We start from the raw sequence: 25,970 nt of genomic DNA, 5'->3' as shown, positions 1-25,970 counted from the left end.
AACTCTCCCTGCAGAAACGAATGAGGGGCGGAAGCGTGCGGAACGGGGTGGGACGTGCCGTCAGCATGTAAGCGGTTGCTGTCGAGCCGCAAGGGGAGTCGGGAAGTTACTGTCTTTTTCTATGGCCAACTGCGGACAGGCAGGAGGTAACCGGTCAACCTCGGGCGGGCCTGCCGGCCCGGGGGCCGACGGAATCGCGTACCACGATGTGGGTACCGAGCCGCAGTGCGCCCGTGGTCGGCTCCCGCCAGTCGTCGTCGTCGCCGCCGGAGACGGCCAGCCGCACGGCCTGGCGCCCCATCTCCTCCAGCGGCACGTGGACCGTGGTCAGCCGGGGGCGCAGCTCCTGGGCGACCGGGATGTCGTCGTAGCCCACCAGCGAGATGTCCTTGGGCACCCGCAGCCCGGCCTCCTCCAGCGCCTGTGCGGCACCGGCGGCCACCACGTCGTTCGCCGCGAAGACGGCCGTGAAGTCGAGCCCGTCCCGGATCAGTTCGGCCATCCGCCGGTAGCCGAAGTTGCGGCTGAAGGCGCCCGACTGGACCAGTTCGGGATCGGCGGGCAGTCCGCGCAGCTCCAGCGCCCGCCGGTGCCCGGCCAGCCGGTCGCGGGTGGTGGAGAGCTTGGGCGGGCCGCCGAGGTAGAGGATGCGCTCGTGGCCCTGCATCAGCAGGTGGTCGGTGATCGCGAAGGCGCCGCCCTCGTTGTCGTACTCGACCGCGGCGGTCGGGGCCGCCTCGCCCAGCGGCGGCCTGCCGCACAGCACCAGCTTGGAGCCGCCCGCGTCCAGCTCGCGTGCCCGGCGCGCCAGCTCCGAGGTGTAGCCCCGGTCGGCGATGGAGCCGCCGACCACCACCACCGCGTCGGCCCTGCGCTCGTGCATCAGGTCGATGAAGGCAAGCTCGCGCTGCGGGTCGCCCTGGGTGCAGCACACCAGGCAGAGCCGTCCGCCGAGCGCGGCCTCGCGCTCCACGCCGCGGGCGATGTAGGCGTAGAACGGGTCGATGACCTCGTTGACGATGATGCCGACGGTGCGGTTGGAGACCCCGGCCAGCGCGCGGGCGTGCGCGTTCACCACGTATCCGAGCTCGCGCATGGCCGACTCGACGCGCTCCCGGGTCGCCTCCGCGACCGGGTAGTTGCGGTTCAGGACGCGGGAGACGGTGGCCGTCGAGACCCCTGCGCGCCGGGCGACGTCGGTGACCGTCGCGCGCCGCTGTCCGTCCGCGGCCGTGCTCTGCCGGCGCATCCGGCTCACCCCCTGGTGGCTGTTGTGTGACGCCGAGCCTAGGCCCTGTGGCGGGACGGAGCTCATGCGATTCTCCCCAGGTCGGTCCGGTGCACCGGGTGGCCGAAGGGCTCGCCGCGCGCGTACCGGGCCAGTTCGTCGACGGCGAGTGCGCCGAGGCGGCCCACCTCGTTGCCCTGGGCCCCCGCGAGGTGCGGGGTCAGGAAGACGTTGGGCAGGTCCCACAGCGGGTGGCCGGCCGGCAGCGGCTCGGGCGAGGTCACGTCCAGGACCGCGTCGAGCCGCCCGCTGACCAGGTGCCCGGTCAGCGCCTCGGTGTCCACCAGCGGGCCGCGCGCCGTGTTGACGAGGAGGGTGCCGGGACGCATCAGGCCGATCCGGCGGGCGTCGATGATCCCCCGGGTCTCCGGGGTGTCCGGGGCGTGCACGGTCACCACGTCGCTGGTCGCCACGAGAGTGTCCAGATCGGCCGGGGTGACACCGAGCAGCGCCGCCTCGGCGGCGCTCACGTACGGGTCGTACAGCAGCACCTCCGCGTCCAGGACCCGCAGCAGCTCGATGACGCGGCGGCCGATGCGGGAGGCGCCGACCACGCCGACGGTCAGCCCGTGCGTGCCGAGCCAGTGCTGCCGGTCGAGGTCGGCGCCGGTGCGGTGGGTGCGGCGCTCCCGGTAGAGCCCCGCCAGCGGGAACACCCGCTTCGCGCCCATGATGATCGCGGCCAGGGTGAACTCCGCCACCGGCACCGCGTTGGCGGCGGCCGCCGAGGAGACGGTGATCCCGCGGTCGAAGGCGTCCGGGGACAGGAACGTCTTCACGGTGCCGGCCGCGTGGATCACCGCCCGCAGCGCGGGCGCCCTCGCCAGCAGCGCGGCGTCCACGGGCGGACAGCCCCAGCCGGTCAGCAGCACCTCGGCGCCGGCGAGCGCCGCGATGGCGGCGGGGGAGCCGAACTCGCTGATCACGGACGGGTCGAGGAGGTCCGCCGTCTCCTCCAGCCGGGCCCGGACGGGAGGCGGGAAGACCTCGTCCAGCAGTCCGGGGCTCATGACCAGAACCGTGCGCGGCCGCCTTCGGGGCGGGGTCGCGGCATCGGTACCGGATTGAGCCGGTGCCTCTTCGGTGGTTCGCACCCTGCCTCCGGACAGTAATCGCGTTCTATGGAATGACCGGCACGCTAGGGAGCACGACGGCAGACCGTCAAGCTCCCTCCGCGTACAACTGGCCGTATTCAGACGTAATAAGGCGATTTTCTGGCCCGGATTTCCTCCGGAGAGCACTGCGAAACAAAGACGTTCGCTCGGATCCCTTGACGCTTGGGTTAACCGCTTACTAACTTGCGGCCGCAGAAGGCTCACTACGCGCCACCCGGCCGAACAGGACGCACCATGGCTGAAACAGCACCCCCGCTGCCGCGGGAGAAACGGCGGCAGCGGGCCGATGAACCCGCCCCGCCCGAAGCCCGGACCGTTGCCGCGCCACACCGGCTGACGCTCGGGCAGCGGATCAAGCGCGACCGGGTGATGCTGCTGCTCACCCTGCCCGGCCTGCTCTACTTCGTCGTCTTCCACTACGTGCCGCTGCTCGGGTACGTGGTGGCGTTCCAGGACTACCAGCCCTACCTCGGCTACATGCACAGCGTCTGGGTCGGCTTCGCCAACTTCTCCTCGGCGTTCGGTGAACCCGCCTTCTGGAGCGCGACGTTCAACACCCTGGAGATCGCCCTCGTCCAGCTGGTGTTCTTCTTCCCGATCCCGGTCGCCCTCGCCCTGCTGCTCAACAGCATCGCGAGCGACCGCATCAGGCGCTTCGTGCAGAGCGTCGTCTATCTGCCGCACTTCATCGGCTGGGTCATCATCGTCTCGATCTTCCAGCAGATCCTGGGCGGCGCCGGGCTGCTGCCCGACGTACTGGGCGGTCTGGGGCTGCCCCGGTACGACATGATGAGCGACCCCGACGCCTTCCCCTGGCTGCTGACCCTCCAGGTGGCCTGGAAGGACGCGGGCTGGGGCACGATCATCATCCTCGCCGCGCTCCTCAACATCGACCGGCAGAGCTACGAGGCCGCCGCGATCGACGGCGCGGGGCCCCGGCGCCGGCTCTGGCACGTGACGCTGCCGGGCATCGCCCCCGTACTGATCCTGCTGCTGATCCTCAACCTCGGGCAGATCCTCTCCGTCGGCTTCGAGCAGATCCTGCTCCAGCGCGACGCGGTCGGCCCGGACGCGGGCGAGGTCCTCGACACCTACGTCTACTACCACGGCATCAAGGACAACGACTGGGGCGTCGCCGCCGCCGTCGGAATCGTCAAGGCCGTCATCGGCACCGTACTCGTGCTGGGCGCGAACAAGTTCGCCCACCGGCTCGGCCACGAAGGGGTGTACCGCGGTGCTGACCGCTGAGAAGACCCGCGCCACTACGGCGACCACCGCACCCGCGCCCCGGCCGGCCCGGAAGAGCAGGACCGACGGCAGGCCGCCGTGGATGGAACGCCCGACCCGGATGGGACAGACCGCCAAGGCCGTCGCCGTCGTCGTGGTCGTCCTCGCCGTGGCCTATCCACTGGTCGGCGTCATCGGCACGAGCTTCGCCTCGCAGACCGACATCATCAAGGCCTCCGGCCTCGTCCTGTGGCCCGACCACCCCAGCCTCGACGCCTACCGCACGATCTTCACGGGCGGCGTCGTCACCCGGGCGCTTCTCGTCTCCGTGGGCATCACCGTATTCGGGACCCTCGCCAGCCTGCTCGTCACCGTCGGCATGGCCTACGGGCTCTCCCGCCGCGATGTCACCGGCTCCCGGCCCATCCTGATGATCGCCCTGTTCACCATGCTGTTCAACGCGGGCATCATCCCGAACTTCCTGCTGGTCAAGGGGCTCGGCCTGTACGACACTTACGCGGCGCTCGTCATGCCCACCCTGGTCAGCGCCTTCAACCTGGTCGTCCTGCGGTCCTTCTTCATGAGCCTGCCGGACGAGCTGTACGACGCGGCGAAGGTCGACGGCGCGGGCGACTTCCGCATCCTGGTGCGCATCGTCCTGCCACTGTCCAAGGCCGTTCTCGCCGTGATCAGCCTCTTCTACGCGGTGACGTACTGGAACGCCTTCTTCAACTCGCTCCTGTACCTCAACGACTCCGACAAATGGCCGCTGCCGATGGTGCTGCGGACCTACGTCCTCCAGGGCCAGAGCCTCAACTCGGCCTCGGCCGACGAGGTGCTCGCCCCGCAGCAGGCCGTCCAGATGGCGGTCCTGGTGATCGCCGTCGTACCGATCCTCTGCGTCTACCCGTTCCTCCAGCGCTACTTCACCAAGGGCGTGCTCACCGGCGCCGTCAAGGGCTGAGAGGGCGCCGGGCGATCTCCGACCGGGCGGACGAGGCCCGGCACCCTCTGAGCGCGACCACCGTCCTCCCACTCCTTCCCTTCCCTCTCCCAAGGAGACTCAGGTGCCGAGCTCTACCCCCGTCAACCGCAGAGCGCTGTTCCGCATGGGTGCGGGCATCGCTCTGGGACTGGCTGCCGCCCCGCTGCTCGCCGCCTGCGGCGACGGCGGCACGACCGCCAAGGCCGAGGCCAAGAGCGCCTCGCTGCTCCCCGACACCGCGATCCGCAACATCGGTCTCAAGCCCGACCTGGCCGGCACCGCGGCCGGTGTCCCGCAGGGCTTCTTCAGCTACCCCGCCAAGCCGCTGCGGGCCACCAAGGGTGCACCGCTCAAGGGTGCGAAGGCGATTCGAGCGACGATGGAGACCTTCTCGCCGCCGCCGCCCTCGCGCGGCAGGAACGCCGCCTGGCAGGCGATCGAGGAGCTGCTCGGCGGCCAGGTCGACATCACCGCCGTACCGGCTGACGACTACGGCACCAAGTTCTCCACCATGATCGCCAGTGACAGCCTGCCGGACCTCTTCATGTACCCGGAGGTCGGCGGCGTCGACAACAAGGCGGCCTTCCTGCGCGCCAAGTGCGCCGACCTGACCCCGTACCTCGCCGGGGACAAGGTCAAGGACTACCCCAACCTGGCCGCGATACCGAAGGGCGCCTGGCAGAGCGCGATCTTCGGCGGCAAGCTGTACGGCGTTCCCATCGCACGGACCGGCACCGGCGGTGCGGGTTTCTACCGCCACGACCTGTTCGAGGAAGTCGGCGTGAGCAGCCTCGACCAGATCACCGGCCTCGACCGGTTCGTCGAGGTGTGCAAGGAGCTGACCCGGCCCAAGAAGGACCAGTACGCGATCATCGCGGGCGTCACGAACGTCCTCGCCATGTCCGCCGGTGCCCCCTACGCCTGGCGGATGGACGCCGCCACCGGCAAGTTCACCACCGACCTGGAGACCCCGGAGTTCCGTCACGCGGTGGAGACCGCCCGGTCGCTGTACCAGGCGGGCTGCTTCTACCCGGGCACCCTGCAGATGTCCGGGGCGCAGAAGGCCCAGTACACGGACATGTTCAAGAACGGCAAGGGCGCCTACGTCTACGACGGCATGCCCACCTACCTGGCGCCCGGGGTCGGCTACATCGCGGCGATGAAGGCCATCGACAAGAAGTACGACCCGAGGCCCTTCGTACCGTTCGGCTCCTCGCCCGTCGCCTGGATGGACAACGTCAAGCTGGAGAACACCTATGTGAAGAACGCGTCCGGGGAGCGGGTGCGCCAGATCCTGGCCCTGGCCGACTTCGCCGCGTCCCCCTTCGGCAGCCAGGAGTACACGCTCATCAACTACGGGGTCGAGGGAAAGGACTTCACCCGCGACGCGAAGGGCAACCCGGCGCTCACCAAGCAGGGCACCCAGGACGTCACCGTGCCCTGGAAGTTCATCTCCTCGGCCGTCCCGGCCATCTTCAGCGCCGACTCGCAGGACGGCGTGCGCCATGTGCACGAGGCGTTCACCAAGATGATCCCGATCATGGAGCAGGACCCGACGCTCCAGTACTCCTCGCCCACCTGGGACTCCAAGGGCTCCGGCAGCCTCTACTCGCTGAAGCAGGACGCGCTCAAGGACATCATCTCCGGCCGCAAGTCCATGTCCGCCTACGACCGGCTGGTCAAGGACTACCTCGCCAAGGGCGCCGAGCAGGCCCGCGGCGAGTTCGAGGAAGCCGCCCAGAAGGGGAAGAAGTGACGACCCGACGCACAGCCCTCAGACTCGGCGGCGCCGCTGCCGTCGCGGCCGCAGCCGTCCCGGCCCTCGCGCCGGCCGCCGCCGCCCGGCCGCACCGCTTCGACCCGCAGCCCGGCTCGAACGGCGTCGGGGACCCGCTCTTCCCGACGCTCGGCAACGGCGGCTACCAGGTCCTCCACTACGATCTGGCCTTCCACTTCACCCCGGTCACCTACGACTTCTCCGGCACGGTGAAGATCAACGCCAGGGCCACCCAGGACCTCTCCGCGTTCAACCTCGACACCGACGGCCACACCATCGACGCGGTCACGGTCTCCGGCCGGTCCGCGACCTGGGAGCTCACCGCCGGCCGGAGCGGCCAGGAGTTCACGATCACCCCGGCCCGCCCGCTCCACGACGGACAGGCCTTCACCGTCGAGGTCCGCTACCGGGGCAACGGCAAGGCGCCACGGCTCGGTCTCACCGGCTGGAAGTTCGGCACCGACGGCGGGTTCGCCTCGGCCGCCCAGTCCTCCCGCGCCGACACCTTCCTGCCGTGCAACGACACCCCGTCCGACAAGGCGACGTGGACCTTCCACATCAGCGCGCCCAAGGGCTTCGTCGCCACCGCCAACGGCGAACTCACCCACCGCACCCGCCGCGCCGACGGCTCCGCCGTCTGGCACTTCGCGCTGCGCGAGCGGATGGCGACCGAACTCATCGGCATCGCCGTCGTCAAGGGCACCTACCTGTACGGCACCAGTCACCGCGGCCTGCCGCTGCGGCACATCGTGCCCCAGGGACAGGAGGAGAAGTACGGCCCGATCGTGGCCCGTACCCCCGACCATCTCGCCTGGCTGGAGGCGAAGTTCGGCCGCTACCCCTTCTCCGTCTACGGCCTCCACATCTACGACGGCTACACCGACGCACTGGAGAACCAGACCCTGTCGCTGTTCTCCACCAACTGGTTCAAACCCAACGCCGCCGGACAGCCGGGCTACGAGACCACCATGGTCCACGAGCTCGTCCACCAGTGGTTCGGCGACTCCGTCACCCCGAACGACTGGCAGCAGGCCTGGCTCAACGAGGGCCCCGCCGTCTACTACGCCGGCCTGTACGGCGAGGAGCGCGGCTGGTCCGTCTTCGAGGACAAGATGAGGGCGACGTACGAGAAGCTCGACGCCGTCCGCGCGGCCGACGGCCCGCCCGGACTCCCCAAGGCACTCGGCGGCACCAACATCTACGACGGCGGCGCACTCGTCCTGTACGCCCTGAGCCTGCGGGCCGGGCAACGGAAGTTCGACACGGTCATGCGCGAGTGGGTCAAGCGTTTCAAGGACTCCACCTACACCACCGAACAGTTCATCCGGCACACCGCCGACGTCACCGGCGACCGGTCGCTGGACCCGTTCCTGCGCGACTGGCTCTTCGGTGCCGTCAACCCGCCCATGCCCGGCCACCCCGACTGGAAGGCCACCGCGTGAACCGCCCGTCGAACGCCCTGCGAGGAACCGCCGCCACGGCCACCGCGGTCTTCCTGGCAGCACTCCTCGCCGCCCCGGCCGCCCAGGCGGCACCCGGCACCCGCACCCTGTACGCGGCCCCCGACGGCCGGGGCGCCTCCTGCACCGCCGTCCGCCCCTGCACCCCGCAGGGCGCCCGCGACCTGGCCCGCACCGAGAACGGGCGCGACGTCCGGGTACTCCTCAAGGACGGCACCTACCGGCTCGACGCGCCCCTGGAGCTCGGCCCGGACGACTCCGGCACCACCTGGTCCGCAGCGCCCGGCGCCCACCCCGTCCTCTCCGGCGGGCAGGACATCACCGGCTGGCACCGCGACGCCGACGGCACCTGGAGCGCCCGCGTCCCCGCCGGGACCACCCCGCGCCAGCTCTTCGTCGACGGCAGGCGCGCCACCCGCGCCCGGGGCGAGGCCTGCCCGGCGAGCACCTGCGACGCCACCGCCACCGGAATGACCGGCGCCACCGCGACCGGCATCGACCACTGGCAGCGCCCCACCGACGCCGAAGCCGTGATCCGGGTCCGCTGGCGCAACTACCACTGCCGGATCGCCGGCGTGAGCGGCGACACCATGACCTTCGTCCAGCCCTGCTGGACCAACTCGGCGAGCGGCACCGACCGCACCGGACCCGCCTGGGACTCCACCGCCGTCGACTCCACCCGCTACAGCGGCGTCGCCTTCTTCGAGAACGCTCCCGAACTCCTGGATCAGCCGGGCGAGTTCACCTGGGACTCGAAGGGGCGCACCGTCACCTACCTGCCGCGCAAGGGCGAGGACATGCGCCGCGCGCGGACCGTCACCCCGCACACCGAACAGCTGCTCGTCATCGACGGCGCCCACGACGTCACCGTCAGCGGGATCGGCTTCGCGTACGCGGCGTACCACCAGCCCGGCACCGACGAGGGTTACGCGGGAATGCAGGCCGGTCTCACCCTGACCGGCGCCACCGGCCCCGTCGACCACGCGGGCCGCTACTACACCAAGCCGTCCGCCGCGGTCACCGTCCGCGGCGGACGGCAGGTGCGCATCGACAGCGGCCGGTTCAGCCACCTCGGCGGGGCCGGCGCGATCCTGGAGGCCGGCACCAAGGACAGCGCGCTGACCCGGTCGTCCTTCACCGACCTGTCCTCGGGCGCCGTGTACGTCGGCGACACCGAACCGATGCCCCAGCAGTCCCTGGCGGGGGAGCGCAACACCGTCGCGTACAACACCATCAGCCGCTCCGGCGTCGAGTACACCGACTCGGTGGGCATCTGGGCCGGGTACGAGGCCGGTCTGAGCATCGACCACAACAGCCTGGACCACCTCCCGTACTCAGCGGTCTCGGTCGGCTGGGGCTGGAACCAGCCCGAGGCCCAGAAGTCCGTACTGCGGGACAACAAGGTGACGGCCAACCGCATCACCGACGTCATGGAGGTCGCACAGCAGCAGCACGACGGCGGTGCGATCTACACCCAGGGCGCGCAGCCCGGCACGGTCCTCAGCGGCAACTACATCAACCGCTCCGCGTACGGCAACACCGAACGCGACGGCAACGGCATCTACCTCGACGAGCAGTCCTCGCACATCACTGTCGAGCGCAACGTCATCACCCGCATCGGCTACAAGTGGGTCTCGAACTGGGCGGACTACGGAATCCGGAACACCGCGCGCGGCAACTGGACCGACACCGCGGCCCCCGCTCTCGGCGGTGCCGGCTCCGTCATGACGGACAACCTGACGGGCCTCGACCGGCTGCCCGCCGAGGCGCTCGCCGTCGCCGCGCGGGCGGGCGCCCGGGGCGGCCCGGTCGAGCAGCTCCGCGCCGACCTGGCCCGCACCGGCACGGCCACCCAGTCATCGACGGACGGAACGGCGACGGCGGCGCTCGCCCTGGACGCCGACACCAACACGGACACCCGCACGCTCTCCGAGGCGGGTGCCTGGTGGCAGGCGGACCTCGGCGCCGTCCGGCACATCCGGCAGGTCGAGATCTGGAACAACGCCTCCAGCACGACGGCCGACTTCGACGTCGTCACCGACGACGGAACGGTGCACGTCAGCGGGAAGGCGCTCCGCCCCACGCTGGTGAACCTGGACAGCCGGACCCGCACGGTACGGATCGTGTCCTCCGGCACGGGCCGGGTGGCGCTCTCCCAGGTCCTCGTCCACCCCTGACCCCCGCGGCACCGCATCTGCCACTCCGTATGCGCCACACCGCATACGCACACTGATCGCCGGACCGGCCCCAGGGCCCGTCCGGCGATCGGCGTTGCGGGACGTCCGGTCACTCCAGCCCGAAGGCGTCCGCCAGCATCCCGGTCTGTGCGTCGAGCAGGGCGTCCACGCTGTGGCCCATCCCGGTGAACTGGCCCGTCGCCTCCAGGCCCACCGATCCGTGCAGCTGTGTCCAGGTGAGCAGTGCGCCGGCCAGCGCCCGCGCACACGCCGCGCTGTCGGCGGCCGCCTCGGGCGCGTACTCGCGGACCCAGCCGCCCACGGCCGGGTCCGCGCCGAGCCAGTCGGACATCTGCGCGACCACCGGGGCCACACCCGCGCCCGGCGCCCCGCCCGCGAACACCGGCAGGAACGGCCCGAGCACCGCGCGGGCCCGGTCCAATGTGTCGGCGGGCGCGACGTATCCGGGGACCGGGGAGCCCTGGAGCAGCAGGTAGCGGTGCGGCTCCCCGACCGCCCAGGCCCGGTACGCCGCCGCGAGCGAGCGCAGCCGCTCCCGTGGGCTGCGCGCCTTTGCCGCCGACCGGTCCGCCGCCGTGGCGACAGCCGAAGCGGCATCGTCGTAGGCGTCCCTGATCAGCGCGTTCAGCAGGTCGTCGCGGCTTGCGAAGTAGCGGTAGAGCGCCGGCCCCGACAGGCCCATGTCCTTGGCGATCCGGGTGAGCGCGAGCCCTGCCACACCCCCGTCGGCCAGCTGCCGCAAGGCCGCGTCCTTGATCTCCGCCCGGGTCTGCTCCCGGTACCGGGCCCGCGGCCCCTGCTGTGCCCCGGCCATCCCGGACCCCTCTCGTTAAGCAAGCTCACTTCAGTTACGGAGTCTAACAGCGAGGCTTGCGATGGCTTCTCGCGAGAGTTACTGTCTCTAACAGAAGCGATGAGCCATAACGGTATCCGGTTCCGACCGGCTGAAGCCGGGCGCGTACCGCTCCACGACACTTCGAATCACAGGGAGTCCCCATGACCGCCACGCGTGATCTTCAGGTAGTTCTCGGCGCCGGCCCCGCCGGCACCGCGCTCGCCGTCGAACTCGTCCGCCGGGGCCACCCGGTCCGCCTCGTCGACCGGGCGGGCACCGGGCCGGCGCTCGAAGGCGTCGACCGGTTCGCCGCCGATGTCGCCACCCCCGAGGGCGCTCGGGCTGCGGTCGAGGGCGCGGCCGTGGTGTACCACTGCGTGAACGTGGCGTACCACCTCCAGGTCGAGACCATGCCCCGGATCCAGCAGGCCGTAATGGCGGCGGCCGAAGGCCAGGGCGCGCGCCTCGTCGTGCTCGACACGCTCTACCCCTACGGCGAGACGCACGGCGCGGTCATGACCGAGGACACTCCGTGGAACGCGACGACAGGCAAGGGGCTGATGCGCGCCGAGCTGGACACCCGCTACCTCGCCGCGCACGCCGAGGGCCGGCTGCGGGTCGTGCTGGGCCGGTCGGCCGACTTCGTGGGGCCCGGTGTCCTCAACTCCACGCTCGGCGGCGCGGTGTTCCCGGCCGCGCTGACCGGGGGAGAGGTCCCGGCCTTCGGCGACATCGACCTGCCGCACAGCTACACGTACATCGGTGATGTGGCGGCCGGCCTCGCGACGCTGGGAGAGAACCCGGACGGCGACGGCCGGGTCTGGCACCTGCCCACGGCCCCCGCGCTCACCACGCGCCGGATTCTGGACATGATCGCGGAGCGCGTCGGCCGTCCGCTGACCCTGACCGTCGTCTCGGAGCCCCGGGCCTTCGGGCCGTTCGACGAGGTGTTCATGGAGGCGTACGCCGAGATGTTCTACCAGCACACGGAGGCGCAGATCGTCGATTCCTCAGCCATCGAGAAGGCGTACGGCCTGGTGCCCAACCCGCTCTCCGCCACGGTCGATGCCACGCTCGCGTGGTACGGCGACCTGCTGGCGGCGCGCTGAGTGCGCCGCCGCACCGGCCGGCACCGGCCGTCGGGTGTCACCGCCCGAGGAACGCGCCGATCCGCTGCCGCAGGCCCCGCGGGTCCAGGCCGTGAGCGCTCAGGTGCTCGTCCATCCGCCCGTACCGGCGCAGCTCTTCGCGGGCGACGCCGAGGCCCAGGATCCGGTGCGGGAGACCGGCGAGTGCGTCGTTGGCCGCCGCGGTGGACGTGCCCGCCAGATACGTCTCGACGACGACCACGTCGGCGGTCGGCCGGTCGCCCACCGCCCGGCGCAGACCGTCCCCGTCGAAGGGCCGCACCGTCGTCGCGTAGAGCACGGTCGTGCCGAGGCCCTCGGTCGCCGCGAGGACGTTGTCGAGCATCGGCCCGACGGCGATCACCACGCCGCCCGTTCCCTCACGCACGACGGTGAACCCGCCCGCCCCGCCGACCGGGCGCGCCCGCTCGTTGGACTGCAGCGACAACCGCACGTAGACCCGGTCGTCGCCGGTGGCGGCCTCCCGCAGCAGTGCCTCGGCCTCGTCGGGGTGCCCCGGAACGTGCACGGTCCAGCCGTCGAGGGTGTCCAGGAGGGCGACGTCGCCGGGCGCCATGTGGGTGAACCCGCCGGCCGGCCAGTCGTAGGAGGCTCCGGCGCTGACCAGCACCGCGCCGACGCCCTGATGGCCGAAGTCCAGCTTCACCTGTTCGAAGGGTCGCTCCACCAGGAAGCTGGCGAAGGTGTGCACGATCGGCCGTAGCCCGGTGAGCGCCATTCCGGCCCCGGCCCCGATGAGCAGCTGCTCCCGGATGCCGACGTTGACGACGCGGTCGGGGTGGGTGCGCTCGGCCTGCTCGAAGCCGTCCCGGCTGATCTCGGCCAGTACGAGTGCCAGCCTGGGGTCCTCGTCGAGCATGCGCGAGGTGGTCGCGATGAATCGGTCGCGCATCGTGTCCATCTGGGGTCTTCCTCTTCTTCCGTGCGTGGTTGCGGTGTGCTGACGTGCGGGCGGGGCGGAGGGCTCAGCGCTTGGGGGTGACCCGGGCCACCACGGCGCGCGGCTGCCCGGGGTGGGGCGCGGTGAAGGCGGCGTACAGCTCCTCGTGGTCCTGCCCGTCCACGGAGGCCACCGACCAGCCCGCCGTCCCGAACCGGTCCGCGATGCCGCCGGGGCGGCCGTACGACGCCGAGGCGTTGTCGATCACCACGGTGTGCAGCCGGTCGAGGCCCGCCGGGGCCGCGTAAGCGATCGCCTCGTGGTTGCTGCCCTCGTCCAGTTCCGCGTCCCCGGTCAGCACCCACACGCGGGGACCGGTCAGGCCCTGGGCCCGCAGCCCCAGCGCGGTACCCACGGCCAGCGGCAGCCCGTGCCCCAGTGAGCCGCTGCCGATCTCGGCCCCGGGCACCAGCAGCCGGTCGGGGTGGTGGCCGAGCGGCGATTCGTACGAGCCGAACCCGGCGAGCAGCTCCTCGCCGAAGAACCCGTGCGCCGCGAGGACGGCGTAGTACGCCATCGGCCCGTGCCCCTTCGACAGCAGGAAGCGGTCGCGGTCGGGGGCGTCCACGTTCTCCGGCGACACCCGCAGCACCCGGTCGTACAGCACCCACAGGGCGTCGAGCGTGGAGGTGGCGGCCGGGCCGTGCTTCTCGTCGCCGGTCATCAGGCTCATCAGCCGGTGCAGATCACGGTAGGCGGGTGCGGGTGCGGCGGTCGTTTGCGTCATGTGCCACAGCCTTCAACATCAAGCATGGTTGAGGTCAAGCGCCCAAAAGGTGTTCGTAACCACCCGTTGAAGTGCGGTATTGTTCTCATGCGCGTTCGGCCAGGGGAAACCCCAGGTCAGACGGGTATCGGGACGTGGCGCAGCTTGGTAGCGCACTTGACTGGGGGTCAAGGGGTCGCAGGTTCAAATCCTGTCGTCCCGACTGGAGGCAGTCGCAGATCAGGGCCGGTTTCGGAGCAATCCGAAACCGGCCCTGACTCGTTTCCGGGAGCCGGGTGGGGACCGGCTGAGGCCGGCCTCCTTGACTGGGTCAGGGGTCGGCGAGTCATGACGATGAGGCTCGGCAGCGAGCGCGGAGCGCACAGCACGTCGAAGTGGGCCGACAGCGCCGCCCCGGCAGCCGTGATTTTGTGGACGTCCGGGTGCAGGTAGCGCTGGGTGGTGGTCAGTGAACCTTGGCCGGCGATCCTGCGGGGGACGTGTACTTGGACGCCGGCGTCGGCGAACCGCCTTCGCCCAACGCAGCTTTTCGCCGCCGTAGAGACGGTTCCGGACGCCGAGACCGAACGCTCATCGCGGCTACTCGATGAGCGTGTAGCGCAGATCGTCGGAGAGGCGGCAGCGGCGCCGGAGGAGGCTGCTGTCATCCAGGCCGCGCTCGGCAAGGTGCCCGCTCCGCCGATTGTGGCGCTGAAGCGTCCCGTGCCGGCAGATGCGGTCGAGCAGGTCCTGTCGCGTCCGTGCCTGCATCAAGGAGGCGGCGTAGGCGGCCGCACCGAGCACCCCGGTCCGGTCGGCCTGGTCGAGGACGAGCTGTTCTCTCCCTACGGTCACGCCGACCTGAAGACCTGGGCCGCACCGGAACCGCGCTTGCCGCGTTCGAGTACGACGGCTTCCACTTCGGCACCACGGGGTGGGTTCGCCGGGTCCCGGAGCCTCCCTGCTGGATCGGCGTGTCCAGGCGGGGGAGCGGGCTGGGCCTGTCCGGGCTGGTGTAGCCGTGAATCGGGCGGGGGTCAGGGGGGAGTGAGGTGGTCGAGTTGGGTGGCGAGGTCGGGGTGGGTGGCGGTCAGGTGGGGGTGGGTGGCGGCCAGGGGGGCGATGAGATCGGCGGGGTCGTTGTTGGCGAGGGCGGCGTGGAGTTCGCCGAGTGGGCGGTGGGCGGCTGTGGGCAGGTCGGTGAGGGCGGTGATCTGGCCGGCGAGGCGGCGCAGGTCGGCGGCGTGGGCGCGGGCCCACGCGGCGGTGGTGCGTTCGGCGGCACGGGCTTCGCGGGTGGCGGTGACGCGCTGTTCACCGGTGGTTCCGGCGGTGCCGGGGCGGCCCCGTAGATAGCGGCGTTCGGCGGCCTGGCGGCTGGCGACGCCGAGAGGATGGGCGAGGTCGGCCCAGCTGGCGCCCGCGTCGCGAGCGGTCTCGATCAGGCCGGTCTCCCACCCGGCGAGCTGCTCGCGAACCTGCCGCAGCAGCACCAGAGAGGCCAGGGCCTGCTCCGGGCCGGGCCCGGCGCCGGGCCTGTCAGGAGCCCGGTGCCCGGCTGTGTGCAGGGCGTCGTTGATGGTGCTCAGGGCCGCCGCGGCGGCGGGGAACGACGCCGGGCCGTGGGCATCCGAGTGGCTGATGCGCGGCTGGTCTGCTCCGGTCATAGGCACCTCCCTCATGGTGTCATCTCATTGACGACATCGTGTTTGTCATCCATTGGATGACATGCTACAACAGTGTCAGTGCAGCGCATTGGCAGCAACTGCCCGAACCCTGCTGGAGGTGTTTCACGATGTTGATGCGTACTGACCCCTTCCGTGAGCTGGACCGCCTGGCGCAGCAGTTGGCCGGTCCTGGCACCTGGTCGAAGCCGTCGGCGATGCCTATGGACGCCTATCGCGAGGGCGACGAGTTCGTGGTGGCCTTCGACCTCCCCGGCGTGAGCCCGGAGGCGATCGACATCGACGTCGAGCGCAACATGCTCACCGTCAAGGCTGAGCGCCGCCCCACGGCGAAGGCCGACGACGTCGCGATGGAGCTGTCCGAGCGGCCGCTGGGCGCCTTCTCCCGTCAGATCGTGCTCGCCGACTCCCTGGACACCGAGCGCATCCAGGCCGGCTACGACGCGGGCGTGCTCACCCTGCGCATCCCGATCGCCGAGCGCGCCAAGCCCCGCAAGATCTCCGTCGGCGTCGGCTCCGGTCACAAGGAGATCTCCGGCTGACATCGCCGGACCGGTGCGGAGGGCGGACACCTGATCTCCCCCCTCACCCCGCTCTCCGCACCCCCTGGGCAGTCCGAAGACGAAACGGGACGGCGGCCGAGATGACGATGCGACACGAAGCCTTCCTCGCCCACGTGAGGGAACGTGGCGCGTACGAATCCCTGGACGAGGCGGAGAGGGTGGCCCGCGTGGTTCTCGCCCTGCTCGGCGCGCACCTGGTAGGTGACGTCCGTGCCCGGATGGCGGCACGCCTGCCGGAGGAGTTCGCGCTGATCCTGCTCAACCCGCTGCAGAGCGCCGAGCCGTTGTCCCCGGAGCGGTTCGTCCGCGCGGCCGCCGCGTGGATCGAGGGCGCCACCGAGCGCACCGCGGCCTGGGACGTCAGCGCCGTACTGTCCACGGTCGCCGACACCGCCGGCGACGACCTGATGGGCGAGATCCTGCTCCAGCTCCCCACGGGCTACGACCTGCTCTTCGGCCGCCCCCAACTCACCTGACCAAGTCCCGGGGTGGTGCCACGTCCCCGGGCACCACCCCATCCCGGCTCCGATGAAAGGCATACACCGCAGTGATCACCGACGTGCGCGTATCGCTTGAGCACCAGCAGTCCTACGGGACGGCGTACGAGCAGATGCTGGAGAAGGTCCGCTACGAGGGCGCCTACCCCACCCGTGACCGGGCCGACGAAGCCGTCCGCCTCGTCCTGGGAGGGCTCGGACGGCAGCTGACCGGTGACGAACGTGTCGACCTCGCCGCCTGCCTGCCGCTGGAGGCCGCGCGAGTGCTCACCGCACAGATCCCCGACCTCCAGCCGCTGACCGGCTGGGCCTTCGTCAAGGACCTCGCCACCCGCTCCGGCGCTTCCCTGGCCACCACCCGCTGGGACACCGGATCCGTCTTCGCCGCCGTCGCGGACCAGGCCGGCGCGGGCCTGATCACCCGTATCCTGCGCCGGCTGCCCACCGGCTGGGCCCTGCTCTTCGGCCGCGCCGAACTTGCCCCTGCCGCATAACCAGCCGCCCGGCACCGGGGCGCAACAGTGGTCCGCCCGATCCCTCTGCGGGACGGCCTCGTACGGGCGGAGTCCCCGATCCACGAGATCGGGGACTTCACCTTTGCTGCGGCCCGCAGAAGAAGTTACGAGAACGGCTGTGGATGACCGTTCGGAGGAGCACCTCGGCGCAGCCGTCCCAAGGGCGCCTTGCCCGCACCCGGTCCGACTCTCACGCCCCGCCGGGAGCCCTGAGAAGCTGTTGTTCTATCGATCTTGGTGGGCGTGAGTTCAGGTGAGCCGGCTCGGGACCTGGCATGAGGGCGCGGATGCCTGTCCGCCTCGGCGTGCGAGATCCTGCGCGGTGCGTCAGCAGACCATCAGCTGCGGACCAGTGGATTCCACTCGCACCCACACCACCAGGCGACGAGAGAAACCCTCAAGGAGTCACGAACCACCCTCCGGAGAGTGCGTGTGGCGAGACGGGGTGAATCGCCTGGTCGGAACCCACGCCGAGGAGCCCGGCCTCCGTCCCTGGCCTCATGATCACCAAGTCTGGCCGCCGGCCCGGACAAGCAGCTCGTTGACCGCGACACGGCGGTCGCGGGTGATGATGTAGGTGACCGCGTCCGCGATGTCCCCGGGGTGCAGTTTCTCCAGGCCCTCGGTCTGGCGTGCGATGGCTTCTTGGAGGTCCGCGCGCACGTGGGTGCCGAGTTCGGTGTCGACGGTGCCAGGCTCGACCACACTCACGCGGACGCGCTGAGGCAGCAGCTCCTTGCGCAGCGCCTCGGTGAACGCGACGACTCCGGTTTTGGTCAGGCTGTAGACGGCGTTCCCGGCGCCGGCCACCCGCCCGGCGGTGGAGCTGATGTTGACGATGTCCGCCACCTTGCGCGGGGCGTCCTCGGCGGCACGCACCAGATGGGGCTGCGCGGCCTGGGTGATGTACAGCAGCCCTTGCACGTTGATCGCGAGCATCCGGTCCCACTCGTCGGCCGGGGCCTGCGCGAACGGGCCGATGAGCATGAGGCCCGCGTTGTTGACCACGGTGTCCAGGCGGCCCAGTACTTCCACCGTGTGCTGCACGGCGTCCCGCGCCGCGGCCCTGTCGGTGATGTCCGCCTCGATCTCCAGTGCAGTGCCTCCGTCGGACCGGATCGCCTCTGCGACCCTCGTCAGCTGGTCACGGCGCCGGGCCACCAGGGCCACGGCCGCCCCCTGCCCGGCGAGGGCGCGTGCTGTCGCCTCGCCGATGCCGCTGCTCGCGCCAGTCACCAGTGCCACGGTCCCGTCGAGCTTTCTGTTCATGACGTGCTCCTTCGCTTGGTCCAGACGCGGCGTCGGTGTCGTGTCCGCTCCCGCCGCCCCGGTCCTGGCCGAGGTCCTTGGACTTCACTCCGGCGTGCCGTGGGGCGGGACCGTCACGGCCGCCTCTGCGCCATGCGCTTGCGCCAGAGGTCGGTATCGCTGCGCACGGCGGCGGCGACGGCCTCGCGCGCTCGGTCGAGAGGCAGGTCCGTCGTGTAGACCGGGGTCCCCGGCTCCTGCCGCCAGGAGGTCTCCAGGTCACCGGCGTCGAATCCGTCGAAGCCGAGCTCGTCGAGCAACACCGTGACGACCTCCTTGGCGGCCGCGTCGGTGCCGGACACCGGAACGGCGATCCGGGCGGGATCCCCGTGCGAGCGGCCTCCTGCGGCGAGGCTCGCCGCGCCGACGGTGTTCAGGGCCTTGAGGAGAGGACGGCCAAGCTGCCGCGCGACCCAGAGACTCTCCGTGAGCCCGCCGTCGATCGCGGGAATGCGCTCGTCACGGAACTCGGGGACATAATTGCTGGTGTCGACGACAACGGCGTCATCCGGCAGATGGCTGCCCACCATGGGGCCGAGTCCGGGCAGCGCACCCATCGGTACGCTGAGGATCAGCACCTGGGCGCGCGCCATGGCATCGGCCGTCTCGGCAGCAGTTGTCCCGGTCCGGCTCGCGAGCTGTGCGAGGGACGCGGGTCCCCGGGAGTTCGCGATCGTCACCGAGTGTCCGCGCGCGGCGAGTTGCCGCGCCAGCGTGCCACCGATGCTGCCGCTTCCGATGATGGAGATGTCCATGTCTCTCTCCTGCTTCTTCCTGGTTGCTCCCGGGTTCTGCTGATCGCCCGGGAAGCGGTTTCCGGGCGTGTCATCCAGCGGGTGCGACCGCTTGTACGGATGGCCGCAATCCGTCCAGGACCACGGCGAGGTGGGCGGTCCTCGCCCGGCCACTGTCCGGGTCACGCGGCAGTGCCGAGATGATCGCGAGCACGTCGGCGGAGGAAATGTCGCGGCGCACGTGTGCCAGGTCCTGGGCGCGCCGGAACAGCACGTCGAACGCGGTCTTCATCGGTGCGCAGAGCTCCCCGACCGGGGAGACGTTCTCCAGCAGTGCGGTGCTGAGGCGGGCGCTCATCCCGCGATACTGAGCGCCGATCTCCTCGTATGCGTCAACCCACTCCAGCATTGCCTGCCAGGGATCTGCGGCTGCGGTCCGCATGCCCGCGGCCTCGACGAGGGCGTTCACCTGTGACTGGAGAATCGCCGCGAAGAGATGCTCGCGCGTGGGGAAACGGCGGTGCATCGTCGCCCGGCCCACCCCCGCCCGCCTGGGGATCTCATCGAGCGGGGCATCTGCTCCCAGGTCCCGGAAGACCTCCGTCGCGGCGGTCAGGATGGCACTCACGTTGCGTACCGCGTCGGCGCGGGTCACTCGGCTGGAGGCGGTCATGGTTGGACCGTAACAGCTAAACGGACACTGTGCCCACTTATGGCGTAGCGTTGAGGCGGGCACTGTCCATCGAGGAGTGGGAGCAAGAAATGGACCAGCGAATCTGGCATGTCGGCGTGGCTGTCGACGACCTCGAAAGGGGCATGAGGGAGTTCACCGAGGTGTTCGGCCTGTCCTGGCGCCCCACTCGCGTCCGCACGCTGACCCTGACCGACGCCCAGGGTGCCGAGCACGAGGTCGAGTGCCACGTGGCCTTCTCCGAAGGGGGGCCGTTCGCCGTCGAGTTGTGGGAATCGATCCCCGGCACGCCACTGGCGGCCGCGCCGGGCGGTGGTGTCCACCACGTCGGCTACTGGGTCGACGACACCGTCCAGGAGAACGCGCGGCTGTCGGCCCTGGGGTTCGGCCCCTACGCGACGGTCGGCGGGCACCCCCTGCTCAACACGGGGCCGTCCGGAATGGTGGTGGAACTGTGCGATCTGCACAGCGACCGCCCCCAGCTGCGCGACCTGTTCCCCGCCGACTCGCCGCATGCCGGACCTGCCGTTCTCGATTCGGCCCTCTGAGCGGGCAGGCCGCTTGCCGCACCTCGTCGTAACAAGTATGGTTACGACAGCGGTGAGGGCGAACGGAACGGGGACGGCATGAGCGCGAACAGCAGACTCACCATTGCGGCGCATGCGCTGACATGGATCGGTCTGTACCAGCGCCGTGGTCACGACGTCGCCACCTCCGAGCAGATCGCGACGAGCGTCAACACCAACCCGGTGGTGATCCGTCGCCTCCTGTCCGAGCTGCGCCGGGCGGGCTTGGTCGACTCGAGGCGAGGCGCCGGTGCCGGCTGGACGCTTTCGCGGGACCTGAAGGCGATCACCCTGCTCGATGTCCATGAGGCGGTCGAGCCGGGGCCGGTCTTCGCCCTCCATCGCTCGGCCCCCGACCCGGAGTGCGTCGTGGGCCGCGGCATCGGGCCCGTGCTGGGTTCGGTTTACGGAGGGATCGAGGCCACCCTCCGCAAGGAGCTGGCGAGAACGACACTGGAAGACGTCCTGCGGGACGTGCTCGAAGCCGCCTGAGGGGTGTCCCGCGATTCCTGGCGGGTGCGCCACGACAGCCACGGCACCTTGCCGCGCTGTCGGAAGGTCTGCATGCATCCAACCCCTTCGTCCGAGCTGTCGATCGCGAAGGTGGCCGTTTCTGCGGACTTCAATGTAACAAGTTTGGTTACCTCAAGAATCGGAGAACCTCATGGGACAGCTCGACGACAAGACCGCCCTGGTGACCGGCGCCTCTACCGGCATCGGCCTGGCCATCGCGCGCAGGTTCGCCGCCGAGGGAGCGACGGTCTATCTGACCGGCCGCCGCGAGGCCGCACTCGACACAGCCGTCGCGCAGGTCGGCGACCGCGGGATCGGTATCCAAGGTGACGTCTCGCGACTCGACGACCTCGACCGGCTCTTCGCCGAGGTCAAGGAGCGCAGCGGCCGCCTCGACATCGTCGTCGCCAACGCCGGCCTCGGGGACTACGGCCCTCTCGGCCAGATCACCGAGGAGGAGTACGAACGCACCACCTCCGTCAACCTCAAGGGCACGATCTTCACCGTCCAAAAGGCCCTGCCGCTGCTGTCGGCCGGCGCCTCGGTGATTCTGCTCTCTTCCAGTGCGGCCCTGCGTCCCGCCCAGGGCCTGGGCGTCTACGCCGCGACCAAGGCCGCGATCCGCAGCCTCGCCCGCACCTGGGCCGCCGAACTGGCCGGCCGTCAGATCCGGGTCAACACCCTCACCCCCGGCCCCGTCGAGACTCCCGGCGGCGACGAACTGCGGGCCGCGTTCCCGCAGGACGACCGGTCCGCGGCGGCCGCGCCCGCAGCACCGACCCCGCTCGGCCGCGCCGGTCGCCCCGACGAGGTCGCCGCCACCGCCCTCTACCTGGCCGGCGACCAGAGTTCCTTCACCACCGGTGCGGAACTGTTCGTCGACGGCGGCGCCACCCAACTCTAGGGCCTGTCCGGCGGATCTACGTGGAGCAGCCCGCACCGCCGTGCGTTGCGCGATGCGTGCCGCAGACATTTCCTGTTCCCGAGGCGGACGCCCCGGCGGACGCCTCTCATACATATGAAAGACAAGGACAAGGGCGATGAACGCAGATACCCGTACCTCGCGGGCCGTGGCCGAGCAGTTCGTGGAGCGCCTCGGCAAGCAGGACCAGGACGGCATTCAGGAGCTGTTCGCGGCAGACATCGACTGGTACGTCCCCGGCAGCGACGCGCTGCCCTGGACCGGCCGCCGTACCCGCCGTGAGGAAGTCGCCCCGTACTTCACCCTGCTGTGGCCGCACTTCGTGCACGGCAAGAGCGAGGTCGTGCTGGAGCGCATGATGGTCGACGGCGGTGACGTGATGCTGCTCGGGATCTTCACCCATACCATCGCGGCCAACGGCCGGGAGTTCACTACGCCGTCGGCCATGCACCTGGTGGTCGAGGGCGGCCGGATCGTCCGCATGCACCTCTACGAGGACACGCTGACCATCGATCAGGCGTTCCACGCCGGCCGGGAGTGAGGACATCGTACTCATCATCGAGTTCGGCGAGCCGCCCAGTCAGGGGAAGATCTCGGCCGTAGCGCTGGCGCGGGCTTGCCGGAGGCCGGTTCGCGACGGGCGCCAGCGGAGGCGTACTGGGGTGACGATCGTGTTGACGTGGACGCGTTCGGGGTCGTGGGTGCTCTGTGGACGGTGACGCCGCCTTGACCGTCTCCCGCACCTCGATGTTCTTGATCTCGTCTTCGGGAATCGTGAGGGGGGTGTCGCTCAGGATGACGAGGTCGGCGAGCCTGCCCACCTCGATGGTGCCCTTGGAGTCCTCCTCGACGTACTGATGGGCGGCATTGATGGTGATCGACCTGATCGCGTCTTACCTGGCTGGACAGGAGGGCGATCGATTGGGCAGGGCGACTGGAGCGTCGTGGTGTGAGGTGTAGATCGGGCATGACGACCGGCTCGCCCGGCATGAGCCGGCGGCGGGGTCTCCTGCCCCACCGCGGGCTCCAGGAAAAGGTCAAGGCATGCGGGACAACGGAACCGAGAACAGCAGCCGTTCGGGAATCACCTGCGACTTCCAGGTGCTGCTCGCATCCTCGTTCACCCACTTGGCGTTCTTGTCAGCGGCCCATTCGGTCTGGCTCCACACCGTTTTCGTACTCCACCAGAGCGACAGCCCCTGGGACTTCGCGGCCCAGCACGCGGTCGGTGCATCGGTACCGGCGCACGTCGTGGTCGTCACACCGGTGGCGTCGCGACGTTGGTAGACGCCGCGCTGGCCGACTCCGCCACGGTGCCTGGGCAGGTACCAGGACCGCTTCCCGGTCGTCGGGTCCCGGTAGGAGAGGGTGCCCTGCGCTCCGGCCATGTCGGCCGTGAACATCTCCGACACGTTCGCGTGCCCGGAGGAGTCCTTGAGCAGCGGCATACCCGACTCCGACGGGGCAGCCAGTTGGTAGCCCCACATCTTGCCGATCTTGGGGGTGCCGGAGGGCTGGTACTCGTTCAGGACGATGCTGTCCGGAGTGGCACTGCGGTCGAGGGAGACGTGGGCAGGGCAGGCGATGCCCGCTGCGGAATCGCACTTCTTGCTCAGGCCGTACGAGCCGATGGCCGGCATGACGTACTGGTAGCCGTGGGCCGAGTAGCCGCCGGCCACCCTGCCGATCGCGTTGCTGTTCGCGGTGGCCTGCAGGATGTGGTTCATGGAGAAGACGTACAGGGCGTTGGTGCTGGGGTCCCCGCCCTTGGCCGTGACGATCAGCTTGTCCCCGAACCACACCATGCCGCCCAGCTGGACCCCGGCGTTGTCGAAGTTGGCCCCGCCCTCGGTGGGAATCACGAGCAGTACCCAGCGATAGGAGAGCGAGCTGGGGTTGTTTGCGTCGATGAAGGCCACGCGTGCCAGATGCTGCCCGTTGGGGTCTTTGTCCAGCATGGCGGGAAAGTCGACGAACAGACTGTCGTTGGACTTCCAGCCGGACAGCATGACCTTGTCGTCACCCCACAGGCCGTCGTCGTCCGCATCGCCCGAGGAGGTCACGCCCTGCGGGAGCCAGCGCTGGGTGTACGCGTCGCCCGTGTCCCAGCAGTAGGCGGAAGCGGGTGCGGGATTCACGGGGAACGCCCGTACTTCTTGCGGGTAGCAGTCGGCCGAATTTCTCATCGTGTGGTTGGCGCTGGCCAGGACCTCGGCCACCCCGACCTTTTTCAGACGGGAGCCGAGCTCTGTGAGGGTGGCGCTGGAGACTCTGCGCTCCTCGAGCCGGAGCTTGGCTGCCTCGGTGGTGCTGGTGAGTGGCCTGACTTCGTCGTAGACCTCCTCCTGGGTCTGGGCGGCACCTGGGGTTATCCCCGCTGCCGCCAGGCTGAGCACGGCCGCGGCCAGTACCAGCCAGTTCCGACTCCTGCGCATGTTGCCCCCCGTTGCTGAAAGCCCACGTCACTGAGACGCGAGTGAATAGTGCGATGTGTCAACTGTCAACCAGGCATGGGGATGTGGAGGACGCGGCCGGTCCGGCAGCGTTCTTGGTCCGCGGCCCGGAACTCGGGGGCCGGCCTCGCGGTCGACCGGAGTGCGGCCGCGGCTGGCGGTGCGGGCGGCAAAGGCGCCGATCCGGACTCGGATCCGCACCGATGAGTTCTCGTGCCGTGTCGGTCTGTACTCGTGAGACCGACCTACGGGAGGCTGACGCCATGCGGAAGCTGATCTACGGCATGAACGTGACCCTGGATGGCTACATCGCCGCGCCCGGCGACGACATCGGCTGGAGCGTGCCGAGCGACGAGCTGTTCCAGTTCTGGTCCGACCGGTTGCAGGCGACCGGCCTGTCGCTGTACGGGGGCGGGCTGTGGCAGACGATGAGTTCCTACTGGCCGACCGGCGATCAGCGGCCGAACGCCACCCCGGCGGAGATCGAGTTCGCGCGCCGCTGGCGGGACATGCCGAAAGTGGTGTTCTCCTCGACGGTCGACAAGGTCGACTGGAACACCCGCCTGGTCACCGGCGACGCGGTCCGCGAGATCACCCGCCTCAGGGCCGAGGACGGCGGCCCGATGGACATCGGCGGCGCGACGCTCGCCGGGGCGGCCATGCGGGCCGGGCTGATCGACGAGTACGTGCTGGCCACCGCGCCGGTCCTGGTGGGCGGCGGCACGCCGTTCTTCACCGCGTTGGACAACTGGGTGAACCTGAACCTGGTCGAGACGCGGACGCTTCCCCGCGGCGTGATCCTGACCAGGTACGAGACGCGGCGCTGAGTGCCCGTCACGCGACTCGGCCGCCCGCAGGCTCCACACGGACGCCGCCACTGGGCGGAGTGCGGGTGGGACGGGGGCGGGCTCGTCCGGCCGGCGGACGGTCCGGGCGCCTGCGTCCGGGTGGAATCAGGCGTCGGCGGGTGCCCGGTCGATGACGGTCATCTTCTCTTCGAGGGTGGCCCGGACCTCGTGGACGTCGCCGGTGATGCCGGCGGACCCCAGTGCCCTGCGGACGGTGTCGGCCGGGGTGTCGGCGAGGCGGACGCGGCGGCCGGTGAGGGTGACGGGCAGTCCGGCGCGGTCGAGGGCCGCGAAGGCGTCAGCCCAGTGCCCGGTGTCGACCTCGCAGGCGGTGGTGTCCGCGATGATCTCGCGTTCGGTTCCGGCGGCCACCGCCTTGCCCCGGGACATGAGGATGAGCCGGTCGCACTGCTGGGCCTCCTGCATGTAGTGGGTGGTGACCAGGACGCCGGTGCCGTGGTCGGCCTGGTCGTGGATCTTGTCCCAGAGGCGGGCGCGGGCCAGTGGGTCGACGCCGGAGGTGGGCTCGTCCAGGACCAGGAGTTCGGGGTGGTGGGCCAGCGCGATGGTGAAAGCGAGCTGGCGTTGCAGCCCGAGCCCGACGGTGGAGACCAGGCGGTGCCGGACGGACGCCAGCGCCGGATCCAGCGCGGGGGGTTCGGCCCGGAACGCGGCGGAGGCGAAGGAGATGTTCTCCGCGACCGTGAGGGTCTGCCACAGGCCGAGGCCCTGGGGTACGTAGCCGAGGCGTTGCCGGGTGGTGCGGTCGGGCGCGCGGCCGAACGTGGTCACCGTCCCCTCGGTCGGCAGGGCCAGGCCGAGCAGCATGCGGATGACGGTCGTCTTGCCGGCCCCGTTGGCGCCGAGGAGGCCGACGATCTCGCCGGGAGCGACCTCCATGGAGACGGTGTCGACAGCGGTGAAGTTGCCGAACCGTTTGGTAATGCGGTCCGCGCCGACCAGGGCGGACGCGGGGGATTCGTGGTGGGCGCTCAT

The 25,970-nt window shown here is 70.3% G+C and carries 27 protein-coding genes, 1 tRNA gene and 1 pseudogene; 15 read left to right on the top strand and 14 right to left on the bottom strand.

Annotated features, from left to right (window positions below):
* Positions 1-154: 154 nt before the first annotated feature.
* Together EDD93_RS35600 and EDD93_RS35595 are read right to left on the bottom strand one after the other, a co-directional pair.
* Positions 155-1,249, bottom strand: a complete 1,095-nt coding sequence (locus EDD93_RS35600; protein WP_123530471.1) for a LacI family DNA-binding transcriptional regulator — start codon at positions 1,247-1,249, stop codon at positions 155-157.
* A 62-nt stretch (positions 1,250-1,311) separates the two neighbouring features.
* Entirely contained in the window at positions 1,312-2,298 is a 987-nt protein-coding gene (locus EDD93_RS35595; RefSeq protein ID WP_185092622.1) for a hydroxyacid dehydrogenase, read from the bottom strand.
* 339 nt (positions 2,299-2,637) lie between these two features.
* Here EDD93_RS35595 and EDD93_RS35590 point away from each other — a divergent pair, with 339 nt between their 5' ends.
* From EDD93_RS35590 to EDD93_RS35570, 5 genes are all read left to right on the top strand, one after another.
* On the top strand, positions 2,638-3,651 hold the full coding sequence (locus EDD93_RS35590) for a sugar ABC transporter permease (RefSeq protein ID WP_123530468.1): 1,014 nt from the start codon (positions 2,638-2,640) through the stop codon (positions 3,649-3,651).
* An 82-nt stretch (positions 3,652-3,733) separates the two neighbouring features.
* Complete coding sequence (locus EDD93_RS35585; RefSeq protein WP_123531620.1) at positions 3,734-4,594, top strand: carbohydrate ABC transporter permease; 861 nt, start codon at positions 3,734-3,736, stop codon at positions 4,592-4,594.
* Between the two features lie 103 nt (positions 4,595-4,697).
* On the top strand, positions 4,698-6,371 hold the full coding sequence (locus tag EDD93_RS35580) for an extracellular solute-binding protein (RefSeq protein WP_123530466.1): 1,674 nt from the start codon (positions 4,698-4,700) through the stop codon (positions 6,369-6,371).
* Complete coding sequence (locus EDD93_RS35575; RefSeq protein ID WP_123530464.1) at positions 6,368-7,834, top strand: M1 family metallopeptidase; 1,467 nt, start codon at positions 6,368-6,370, stop codon at positions 7,832-7,834. The genes EDD93_RS35580 and EDD93_RS35575 overlap by 4 nt, the downstream gene beginning before the upstream one ends.
* Positions 7,831-10,029: a right-handed parallel beta-helix repeat-containing protein gene (locus EDD93_RS35570; RefSeq protein ID WP_123530462.1), complete on the top strand. Its 2,199-nt coding sequence runs from the start codon at positions 7,831-7,833 to the stop codon at positions 10,027-10,029. Before EDD93_RS35575 ends, EDD93_RS35570 begins: the two co-directional genes overlap by 4 nt.
* Before the next feature lie 109 nt (positions 10,030-10,138).
* Here EDD93_RS35570 and EDD93_RS35565 read toward each other — a convergent pair whose 3' ends face one another.
* The gene (locus EDD93_RS35565; protein ID WP_123530460.1) at positions 10,139-10,864 is read right to left on the bottom strand and encodes a TetR/AcrR family transcriptional regulator; all 726 of its coding nucleotides are present in this window, start codon (positions 10,862-10,864) and stop codon (positions 10,139-10,141) included.
* A 182-nt stretch (positions 10,865-11,046) separates the two neighbouring features.
* Here EDD93_RS35565 and EDD93_RS35560 point away from each other — a divergent pair, with 182 nt between their 5' ends.
* Complete coding sequence (locus EDD93_RS35560; RefSeq protein WP_123530458.1) at positions 11,047-11,994, top strand: NAD-dependent epimerase/dehydratase family protein; 948 nt, start codon at positions 11,047-11,049, stop codon at positions 11,992-11,994.
* Positions 11,995-12,031: 37 nt separating this feature from the next.
* On the opposite strand, the gene EDD93_RS35555 is transcribed toward EDD93_RS35560, so the two are convergent.
* Together EDD93_RS35555 and EDD93_RS35550 are read right to left on the bottom strand one after the other, a co-directional pair.
* On the bottom strand, positions 12,032-12,934 hold the full coding sequence (locus EDD93_RS35555) for a transketolase family protein (RefSeq protein WP_123530457.1): 903 nt from the start codon (positions 12,932-12,934) through the stop codon (positions 12,032-12,034).
* A 64-nt stretch (positions 12,935-12,998) separates the two neighbouring features.
* Entirely contained in the window at positions 12,999-13,700 is a 702-nt protein-coding gene (locus EDD93_RS35550; protein ID WP_123530455.1) for a transketolase, read from the bottom strand.
* A gap of 128 nt (positions 13,701-13,828) precedes the next feature.
* On the opposite strand from EDD93_RS35550, the gene EDD93_RS35545 reads away from it, so the two are divergent.
* Positions 13,829-13,902: transfer RNA gene (locus EDD93_RS35545), tRNA-Pro, on the top strand.
* A gap of 118 nt (positions 13,903-14,020) precedes the next feature.
* Here the strand turns inward: EDD93_RS35545 and EDD93_RS40880 are convergent.
* From EDD93_RS40880 to EDD93_RS35530, 3 genes and pseudogenes are all read right to left on the bottom strand, one after another.
* Positions 14,021-14,206 (bottom strand): annotated as a pseudogene (locus tag EDD93_RS40880) (site-specific integrase); the annotation flags it as partial.
* Positions 14,207-14,279: 73 nt separating this feature from the next.
* Complete coding sequence (locus tag EDD93_RS35535) at positions 14,280-14,534, bottom strand: hypothetical protein (RefSeq protein ID WP_123530453.1); 255 nt, start codon at positions 14,532-14,534, stop codon at positions 14,280-14,282.
* Positions 14,535-14,716: 182 nt separating this feature from the next.
* Entirely contained in the window at positions 14,717-15,346 is a 630-nt protein-coding gene (locus EDD93_RS35530) for a type III effector protein (protein ID WP_123530451.1), read from the bottom strand.
* Between the two features lie 128 nt (positions 15,347-15,474).
* Between EDD93_RS35530 and EDD93_RS35525 the strand changes: the two genes are divergently transcribed.
* The 3 genes from EDD93_RS35525 to EDD93_RS35515 all read left to right on the top strand — a co-directional run bounded on the left by EDD93_RS35525 (position 15,475) and on the right by EDD93_RS35515 (position 16,918).
* A complete protein-coding gene (locus EDD93_RS35525; RefSeq protein ID WP_123530449.1) occupies positions 15,475-15,906 on the top strand; it encodes an Hsp20/alpha crystallin family protein in 432 nt (143 codons plus the stop codon).
* Positions 15,907-16,007: 101 nt separating this feature from the next.
* Positions 16,008-16,403, top strand: coding sequence for a DUF2267 domain-containing protein (locus EDD93_RS35520; RefSeq protein WP_123530447.1), 396 nt, complete (start codon positions 16,008-16,010; stop codon positions 16,401-16,403).
* 71 nt (positions 16,404-16,474) lie between these two features.
* Positions 16,475-16,918 carry a DUF2267 domain-containing protein gene (locus tag EDD93_RS35515; protein ID WP_123530445.1) on the top strand — a complete coding sequence of 148 codons (444 nt, stop codon included), beginning with the start codon at positions 16,475-16,477 and terminating at the stop codon, positions 16,916-16,918.
* A 525-nt stretch (positions 16,919-17,443) separates the two neighbouring features.
* Here EDD93_RS35515 and EDD93_RS35510 read toward each other — a convergent pair.
* From EDD93_RS35510 to EDD93_RS35500, 3 genes are all read right to left on the bottom strand, one after another.
* On the bottom strand, positions 17,444-18,208 hold the full coding sequence (locus EDD93_RS35510; RefSeq protein WP_123530443.1) for an SDR family NAD(P)-dependent oxidoreductase: 765 nt from the start codon (positions 18,206-18,208) through the stop codon (positions 17,444-17,446).
* A 113-nt stretch (positions 18,209-18,321) separates the two neighbouring features.
* The gene (locus tag EDD93_RS35505) at positions 18,322-19,155 is read right to left on the bottom strand and encodes an NADPH-dependent F420 reductase (RefSeq protein ID WP_260256149.1); all 834 of its coding nucleotides are present in this window, start codon (positions 19,153-19,155) and stop codon (positions 18,322-18,324) included.
* Complete coding sequence (locus tag EDD93_RS35500) at positions 19,073-19,654, bottom strand: TetR/AcrR family transcriptional regulator (protein WP_123530438.1); 582 nt, start codon at positions 19,652-19,654, stop codon at positions 19,073-19,075. Before EDD93_RS35500 ends, EDD93_RS35505 begins: the two co-directional genes overlap by 83 nt.
* Before the next feature lie 89 nt (positions 19,655-19,743).
* Between EDD93_RS35500 and EDD93_RS35495 the strand changes: the two genes are divergently transcribed.
* The 4 genes from EDD93_RS35495 to EDD93_RS35480 all read left to right on the top strand — a co-directional run bounded on the left by EDD93_RS35495 (position 19,744) and on the right by EDD93_RS35480 (position 22,214).
* Positions 19,744-20,220, top strand: coding sequence for a VOC family protein (locus EDD93_RS35495; protein WP_123530436.1), 477 nt, complete (start codon positions 19,744-19,746; stop codon positions 20,218-20,220).
* 78 nt (positions 20,221-20,298) lie between these two features.
* Positions 20,299-20,730: an Rrf2 family transcriptional regulator gene (locus EDD93_RS35490; RefSeq protein ID WP_123530434.1), complete on the top strand. Its 432-nt coding sequence runs from the start codon at positions 20,299-20,301 to the stop codon at positions 20,728-20,730.
* Positions 20,731-20,902: 172 nt separating this feature from the next.
* The gene (locus EDD93_RS35485; protein WP_123530432.1) at positions 20,903-21,655 is read left to right on the top strand and encodes an SDR family NAD(P)-dependent oxidoreductase; all 753 of its coding nucleotides are present in this window, start codon (positions 20,903-20,905) and stop codon (positions 21,653-21,655) included.
* 136 nt (positions 21,656-21,791) lie between these two features.
* A complete protein-coding gene (locus EDD93_RS35480) occupies positions 21,792-22,214 on the top strand; it encodes a nuclear transport factor 2 family protein (RefSeq protein ID WP_123530430.1) in 423 nt (140 codons plus the stop codon).
* Here the strand turns inward: EDD93_RS35480 and EDD93_RS40590 are convergent.
* On the bottom strand, positions 22,105-22,560 hold the full coding sequence (locus EDD93_RS40590; protein WP_123530429.1) for an amidohydrolase family protein: 456 nt from the start codon (positions 22,558-22,560) through the stop codon (positions 22,105-22,107). The two genes, EDD93_RS35480 and EDD93_RS40590, sit on opposite strands and share 110 nt — an antisense overlap.
* A gap of 150 nt (positions 22,561-22,710) precedes the next feature.
* Entirely contained in the window at positions 22,711-24,108 is a 1,398-nt protein-coding gene (locus EDD93_RS35470) for a hypothetical protein (protein WP_148083926.1), read from the bottom strand.
* A gap of 281 nt (positions 24,109-24,389) precedes the next feature.
* Between EDD93_RS35470 and EDD93_RS35465 the strand changes: the two genes are divergently transcribed.
* Positions 24,390-24,953, top strand: a complete 564-nt coding sequence (locus EDD93_RS35465; protein WP_123530425.1) for a dihydrofolate reductase family protein — start codon at positions 24,390-24,392, stop codon at positions 24,951-24,953.
* A gap of 126 nt (positions 24,954-25,079) precedes the next feature.
* On the opposite strand, the gene EDD93_RS35460 is transcribed toward EDD93_RS35465, so the two are convergent.
* Positions 25,080-25,970 carry an ABC transporter ATP-binding protein gene (locus EDD93_RS35460; RefSeq protein ID WP_123530423.1) on the bottom strand — a complete coding sequence of 297 codons (891 nt, stop codon included), beginning with the start codon at positions 25,968-25,970 and terminating at the stop codon, positions 25,080-25,082.

The organism is Streptomyces sp. 840.1, from assembly GCF_003751445.1.
In the GTDB taxonomy this organism is placed as follows: Bacteria; Actinomycetota; Actinomycetes; order Streptomycetales; family Streptomycetaceae; genus Streptomyces.
The sequence above is the reverse complement of the archived record's forward strand: the minus strand, read 5'-3'. Positions and strand labels throughout refer to the sequence as shown.